Below are 6,164 nucleotides of genomic sequence, written 5' to 3'. Positions count from 1 at the left end.
CCCATGCCGTTGGGGGTCTTGATCGAGGTGCAGGTGCCTGCCGGGACGTTCTTCCAGGCATTGCCCTGGTAGTCGACCTTGGAGGTGCCGGCGCAGCTGGTGCCGGCACCGGCGGCGCAGTCGTTCTTGCCGGCCAGGGAGACGCCGTAGCATTTTTCCACGCTTGGCGTGGCCTGGTTGTCGGCCATGGCGGTGGATGCAATGGAGGCGAGGGCGAGTGCGGCGGTAGCGAGGGCGAAGCTTTTCATGGTGTATCTCCGTGAGAGGCTCAATGGCCGCCAGCGCAACGTGACGGTCCGACCAGTAATTCGCTCTGGCGGCGCACTTGGTTACAGCACATCGAATATTTCCTTCGACGTGCTCACGCTCGCCGCCTTGACGCCTGCCCATGCCCCGGGGGCGCAACCACCTGGTGCTACAGCGCGGGAAAATTCACCCAGGCTGTAACCGTTACCCCCTTGGCAGCGAACTACCTCCACAGGGCCTGGCCGGTGCCAACGGCACCGCGCTCGGCCGCACATGGCTTCGATGGCCGGGCGCCCGCTGGTGCCAAGGCCCGCTTGGCATCGGGTAGCAGAGGTAGTTGGACGATGAGGACTGACGAGCTGATTACCCTGCTGGCGACCGGTGTGCCGGCGGTCGACAAGCACCTGTTCGGCAAGCGCTTTGCCCTGGCGCTGGTGGTCAGTGTCCTGGGGGCCGCGTTGCTGATGACCCTGCTGTTCGGGGTACGTCCCGATCTGGCGCAGGTGGCTCGCTTGCCGCTTTTCTACGCCAAGCTGGCGTTGCCGGTCGCGTTGCTGCCGGGGGCGCTGTACCTGACGCGGCGCACCGCGTGTCCGGGCGGGCGGGTCGGCGGCGCCTGGGTCATGCTGTGCATACCGTTGCTGGTGCTGTGGTTGGCCAGTGCCTATACCCTGCTGGAGGCACCGCTGGCCGCCCGCTTGCCATTGACCCTGGGTAGAACCTGGAAGGGTTGCCCGTTCAAGATCCTGCTGCTCTCGCTCCCCGGTATCGTTGCCTTTTCCTGGGCGCTGCGCGGCCTGGCGCCCACCCGGCTGCCCCTGGCCGGGGCGGGTGCCGGTGCATTGGCCGGTACGCTGGCCACCCTGGTCTATTGCCTGCACTGCCCGGAAATGACCGTGCCGTTCTGGGGCGTCTGGTATGTGCTGGGCATGGCCCTGCCCACCGCATTGGGGGCGTTGCTGGGGCGTTGTGTGTTGCGCTGGTAGGGGCTGTCGGCTCAGGCCGGGCCACGGGCCGGGCTGAATTGCCGGGCCAGGCGGGCGAGCAGGTCGGTATCGGGTTGGGGCGCAAGGTCGTCCGCGCTGCCGGTTTGCCCGGTTGCACGCAGTGCCAGGGCAGCGTCCGGGGTGGGGCGAACCAACTCGTAGCCGCTGGCGCACGAAGGGCAGAAGACATGATCGCCCTCGACGTGAGCCTGCTGTAGGACCACGGTAGGGCCGCACATCGCGCAGCGACGCAGGGGAATGCCCGCGTCGGTATGCCCCATTACGGCGTCGAGCAGGCCCTCGTGCCCCAGTTCGATGAACAGGCGGCCATAGTGCGTATTGAACTGCGTGCCGAGGTTCTGACCGATGATGCCCAGCGCCCTGTCCAGCGGCATGCCCGGGCGGTAGGCGCGGGAGCTGGTCATGGCGTCGAAGGCGTCACAGATACCGGTAATGGCGGCCATCGTGGAAATATCCGCTGCGCCGAGCCCGTGGGGATAACCGCTGCCGTCTGGGGTTTCGTGGTGCGAGGCCACGGCATCCATCACCAGCGCGGCTATCGGATGGGTTTCGAGCATGCGCCGGCCGATTTCCGGGTGCGTGCGGATCACCGCGTATTCGTCATCGTTCAGCGGGCCGGGCTTTCTCAATATGGCATCCGGGATGCCGACCTTGCCCAGGTCGTGAACGAAACCACCCAGGGCAAGGCGCGCCACCTCCGCTGGTGCGAAGCCGCTTTTTTCGGCCAGCAGCGCACAGTATTGGGCAACGCGCCAGAGATGGCCGCCGGTGTAGGGATCGCGGGCTTCCACGACCCAGGCCAGCGTCAGCAGGCTGGACAGCAAGGCTTCGTCGATGACAGGGCGCGCGGGGCGCTTGCCCAGCAAGTGGAGAATGTTCATAGGCGTTCCTTGGTCGGGCCGTATGGTTTCAGTCGAATGCCTAGAACGTGAAGTGCCGTATCAGCTCGTTCAGTTCTGCGCCCAGGCTGGAGAGCTCCTGGCTGGCCGAGGCGATGCGAGCACCCGCCTTGGTCGAGTTTTCGGTGATGCTGCGCACGGTGGTGATGTTTTCGTTGATATGCTCGGAAAGCTGTGTCTGCCGGTCTGCGGCGACGACGATCTGTTGGTTGGCCGCCTGGATCGACGCCACCGACTCACGGATTTCCTCGAGTACATGCCCGGCGCTGTGCGCAAGCTGCACGCTGGTGTGGCTCATGCTTTCGCTGCGCTCCATCAGCGTGGTGGCTTCCTGGGTGCCGGTGTGCAGGGCATGGACCAGCGCTTCGATTTCCCGCGTGGAACTCTGGGTGCGCTGCGCCAGCGCCCGCACTTCATCGGCGACCACGGCGAACCCGCGCCCCGATTCACCGGCGCGGGCGGCTTCGATTGCGGCATTGAGCGCCAGCAGGTTGGTCTTGTCGGCGACGTCACGAATCACGTTGAGTACACCACTGATGCGCTCGCCATCATGGCGCAGGCGGGCCATGGCCTGGTTGCACACCTGCACATTGCTGGCCAGGGCTTCGAATTGCTCGACCGCTTCTCTGATGACCCGGTCGCCCTCGACGCTGCGGGCTTCGGTGGTGATCGCCAACTGTGAGGCCTGGCGCGCGTCCTCGGCCACATGCCGGGCGCTGGCGACCATTTCGTCCATGGCCGTCGCCACCTGTTCGGTCTGGTGGCGCTGGTCGCTGAGCCCGGCACTGCTGCGGGTCGCCACGCCCGACAGGTCGGTCGCCGATACCGTCAGGCGTTCGGTGCTCGCACCGATATGGCCTATGATCTGCCTGAGATGACGCGCCATTTCCCGCATGGCATCCATCAACTGACCCAGTTCATCGTGCAGGCGATGGTCCAGGTTGCCGGTGAGGTCCCCGGCGGCGATGTGCCGTGCCAGGGCCAGGGCCCGATGCAGTTGCGGCACGATCTGCCGGGTGATCAGCCAGGCGGCGCCGAGGCCCAGCAGCAATGCCAGTGCCTGGGCCACCAGCAGTTCGCCATGGGCGGAGCGCACATCGGTATCGCGCCCCTGCACCTGTTGCTGGTAGGCGATCGTGGCGAGTCGTTGCAGCTCCTCGGAGTGTGCGAGCAGGGTCTGCTTCACCGATTCGCTCTGGCTCACGCTGCTTTGCAACTCCTTTACCCGGTCCTGGTAGGCCAGCACGGCCCGCAACCCTTCCACCAGTTGCGCCTGCAGGGTGTCGTTGGGTAGCCGCTCCCACAGTTCATTGCCGCGATTGCGTATGCTGTCGGCGGTCTGGGCCACCCGCTGTTCGCCTTCGGCTGTGGGGCGGGCGATGTAGCTCTGGACCTGCTCGCGCAGCCGGGAAATGATGGTTTCGAGCTCAACGATCATGCGCGCCCGCTCGATGCTCTGCGGGTCGCCGCCCGGCAGCAGGTCAAACAGTGCCTGGCGGACATTGCCGAAGTGCTGCTCGATGGCCTCGATGGCGGGGAGCATGGCCTTTTCTGCGCTTGTCGCCTGGTGGCGTGCCGTTACCAGCTTGTCGAATGCTTGTTCGTAGTCTCCCGCCACGGCGCTGATGTGATCCAGGGTTTCGCTGGCCTCGGGGCCCAGGCTGGCGCGGATTTCATTCACCCGCGCACCCAGCTTCTCGACCTCGCGGGTGTAGGCCTGGGCAGCACTGCTCTGGCCATTGCGGTCGAATTCGTTTTCCTTGAGGCGAACCGCCGCGATCAGGGTGGCGAGAGAGGCACTCTCGACCAGCGCTTCGCTGCGGTCGGTCAATTGATTGATGCTGCGCAGGGCGATCCCGGACAGCGTGATCGATAGCAGTAGCACCGCGCCAAAGCCCAGGGTCAATTTGCCATGGACTGACTTACCGAAGAACCGACCCACTACGGCGAACATGCTGAACGCTCCCTGATCGTTGAAACGGCCTGGCGCGTTGCCTGTCGTATCGGCAAGGCGTCAGGGAATACACAACGTTGGTGCTTGCATCCCGCCGGGCTGCGGCCTGCATGGGCGCAGCGTGGTGACGGGCAGGCGGTGCTAAAGCGGTGCGCCGGCCACGCCACGCATCGGTGCCGTGCGGGCGTGGTCGGCAACCCCGTGGGTCAGGACTTGATCGGCGTGAGCGAACCCATGCCCTTGGGGGTCTTGATCGAGGTGCAGGTGCCTGCCGGGACGTTCTTCCAGGCATTGCCCTGGTAGTCGACCTTGGAGGTGCCGGCGCAGCTGGTGCCGGCACCGGCGGCGCAGTCGTTCTTGCCGGCCAGGGAGACGCCGTAGCATTTTTCCACGCTTGGCGTGGCCTGGTTGTCGGCCATGGCGGTGGATGCAATGGAGGCGAGGGCGAGTGCGGCGGTAGCGAGGGCGATGCTTTTCATGGCATATCTCCGTAATGGGCTGGATGGCCGTCAGCTCGGTGTGACGGTCCGACAGGTAATTCGTCGTAGCAGTCGATACGGTTACAGCGCGGCAGAAAAATGTTGAGATTTCTTTCGGTGCACCTGCGCCGATTGAAACCTTTGGCGTTGCGGCCGATATGATGCAGTCTGGGCTCAATGAAAAATATCCACCTGCGGTGTAACTAAGGCGGCCAATGGAGCGAACTACAAGCTATGAGGTCATGGCCACGCGCGAAGAGCGCCTGCAGTCATTGCTTCTGGGTGGGTTGGCTGGCGACGAGGCCGCATACCGCGAATTCCTCACCGCGCTCAGTTCGCACCTGCGCGGTTTCCTTCGCCGACGCCTGGCGCAGCGCCCGGGAGAGGTCGAGGACCTGTTGCAAGAGGTACTGCTGGCCGTGCACAACGCAAGGCACACCTATCGCGCCGAACAGCCGCTGACCGTGTGGGTGCAGGCGATCGCCCGCTACAAGCTGGCCGATCACTTCCGTGCGTTCGCCCGCCGCGATGCGCTGTCCGATTCGCTGGACGAAGACATGTTCGAGGTGGAGGATAGCCGCCCGGCGGAGGCCCGGCGTGATCTGGGCAAGCTGTTACAGCACCTGCCCGAGCGTCAGCGTCTGCCCATCATTCATGTGAAACTGGAAGGCCGTTCGGTAGAGGAAACGGCTCAACTGACCGGTCTTTCCAGTTCTGCGGTCAAGGTAGGTATCCATCGCGGCCTGAAAGCGCTGGCGATGGTGATCAGAGGTAAACAGAGCCATGAAAACGGATGACCTGATTTCCATGCTTGCTGCGGGTGAGCCTGCAATGGACAGGCTGGCCATGGCCAAGCGTTTCGCCCTGGCACTGCTCGTCGGCGGTGTCGCGGCAGTTGTGCTGATGGCGTTGTATTTCGGGGTGCGGCCAGACCTGGCCGAAGTGGCGCGCACACCGGTGTTCTGGGCCAAGCTCGCCTTGCCCGGGAGTCTCGCCCTGGGCTCGTTGTGGCTTTCCACGCGCCTGGCTCGGCCGGGTGTCGAAGGCGGTGCGGCCTGGGCGTCGCTGTGTCTGCCCATCATCGTTGTGTGGCTGGCCGCGATAGCGGCCCTGTGGCAAGCACCGACCGAGGCACGCATGCCCATGCTGCTGGGCATAAGCTGGAAAGAATGCCCATTCAACATCGCGATGCTTTCCGTGCCGGGTTTTATCTCGGTGTTCTGGGCCTTGCGTGGCCTGGCCCCGACCCGTCTGCGCCTGGCAGGCGCAGGCGGCGGCCTGCTTGCCGGCTCCACCGCAACCCTGGCCTACTGCCTGCACTGCCCGGAAATGGAGGTACCGTTCTGGGGCGTCTGGTACCTGTCCGGCATGCTGCTGCCCGCCCTGTTCGGCGCTATCGTCGGCCCCTACCTGCTGCGCTGGTAACGAACCCGCCCGGCGCACACCTGCTGCCGGGCCAGGGCGCCGGGGCTGCGCAGGCGCGATGAACACGGCGGCAGGGCTTGAATGACGCCGCCCCTTGGGCTCACCCTTTGCACCTGCCAGAAACCACCACCCACCCGCAGGAACCCCGATGCAA

At 65.2% G+C, this 6,164-nt stretch carries 7 protein-coding genes and 1 pseudogene; 3 read left to right on the top strand and 5 right to left on the bottom strand.

The annotated features are described in order from the left end of the window. Window positions 1-248 (bottom strand): BufA1 family periplasmic bufferin-type metallophore (locus tag MF6396_RS21260; RefSeq protein WP_078481489.1); only part of this gene is annotated, 248 nt, incomplete at its 3' end. A gap of 342 nt (window positions 249-590) precedes the next feature. On the opposite strand from MF6396_RS21260, the gene MF6396_RS21255 reads away from it, so the two are divergent. After that, complete coding sequence (locus MF6396_RS21255; RefSeq protein ID WP_021703079.1) at window positions 591-1,232, top strand: DUF1109 domain-containing protein; 642 nt, start codon at window positions 591-593, stop codon at window positions 1,230-1,232. Between the two features lie 11 nt (window positions 1,233-1,243). On the opposite strand, the gene MF6396_RS21250 is transcribed toward MF6396_RS21255, so the two are convergent. The 4 genes and pseudogenes from MF6396_RS21250 to MF6396_RS21240 form a co-directional block, all read right to left on the bottom strand. Further along, the gene (locus MF6396_RS21250) at window positions 1,244-2,134 is read right to left on the bottom strand and encodes an HD-GYP domain-containing protein (RefSeq protein ID WP_021703080.1); all 891 of its coding nucleotides are present in this window, start codon (window positions 2,132-2,134) and stop codon (window positions 1,244-1,246) included. Between the two features lie 40 nt (window positions 2,135-2,174). Further along, window positions 2,175-2,888 (bottom strand): methyl-accepting chemotaxis protein, encoded by a 714-nt coding sequence (locus MF6396_RS29590; RefSeq protein ID WP_443217216.1) that lies wholly within the window; start codon window positions 2,886-2,888, stop codon window positions 2,175-2,177. Between the two features lie 141 nt (window positions 2,889-3,029). After that, window positions 3,030-4,106, bottom strand: a pseudogene (locus tag MF6396_RS29585) (methyl-accepting chemotaxis protein); the annotation flags it as partial. Between the two features lie 206 nt (window positions 4,107-4,312). Continuing rightward, window positions 4,313-4,585: a BufA1 family periplasmic bufferin-type metallophore gene (locus MF6396_RS21240; RefSeq protein WP_021703082.1), complete on the bottom strand. Its 273-nt coding sequence runs from the start codon at window positions 4,583-4,585 to the stop codon at window positions 4,313-4,315. A gap of 215 nt (window positions 4,586-4,800) precedes the next feature. On the opposite strand from MF6396_RS21240, the gene MF6396_RS21235 reads away from it, so the two are divergent. Then, window positions 4,801-5,382, top strand: a complete 582-nt coding sequence (locus MF6396_RS21235) for a sigma-70 family RNA polymerase sigma factor (RefSeq protein ID WP_034011917.1) — start codon at window positions 4,801-4,803, stop codon at window positions 5,380-5,382. Beyond that, window positions 5,369-6,010, top strand: coding sequence for a DUF1109 domain-containing protein (locus MF6396_RS21230; protein WP_021703084.1), 642 nt, complete (start codon window positions 5,369-5,371; stop codon window positions 6,008-6,010). Before MF6396_RS21235 ends, MF6396_RS21230 begins: the two co-directional genes overlap by 14 nt. Window positions 6,011-6,164 lie beyond the last annotated feature (154 nt).

This window comes from Pseudomonas sp. MF6396, assembly GCF_002018915.1.
GTDB classification, from domain to species: Bacteria; Pseudomonadota; Gammaproteobacteria; order Pseudomonadales; family Pseudomonadaceae; genus Aquipseudomonas; species Aquipseudomonas palmensis.
Note: the sequence above shows the minus strand (reverse complement) of the source record. Positions and strands in the feature narration are given on the sequence as shown.

Coding starts and splice junctions, on each gene's coding strand:
- MF6396_RS21255 (WP_021703079.1), top strand. CDS start 591: ATGAGGACTGACGAGCTGATTACCCTGCTGGCGACCGGTGTGCCGGCG.
- MF6396_RS21250 (WP_021703080.1), bottom strand. CDS start 2,134: ATGAACATTCTCCACTTGCTGGGCAAGCGCCCCGCGCGCCCTGTCATC.
- MF6396_RS29590 (WP_443217216.1), bottom strand. CDS start 2,888: ATGGACGAAATGGTCGCCAGCGCCCGGCATGTGGCCGAGGACGCGCGC.
- MF6396_RS21240 (WP_021703082.1), bottom strand. CDS start 4,585: ATGAAAAGCATCGCCCTCGCTACCGCCGCACTCGCCCTCGCCTCCATT.
- MF6396_RS21235 (WP_034011917.1), top strand. CDS start 4,801: ATGGAGCGAACTACAAGCTATGAGGTCATGGCCACGCGCGAAGAGCGC.
- MF6396_RS21230 (WP_021703084.1), top strand. CDS start 5,369: ATGAAAACGGATGACCTGATTTCCATGCTTGCTGCGGGTGAGCCTGCA.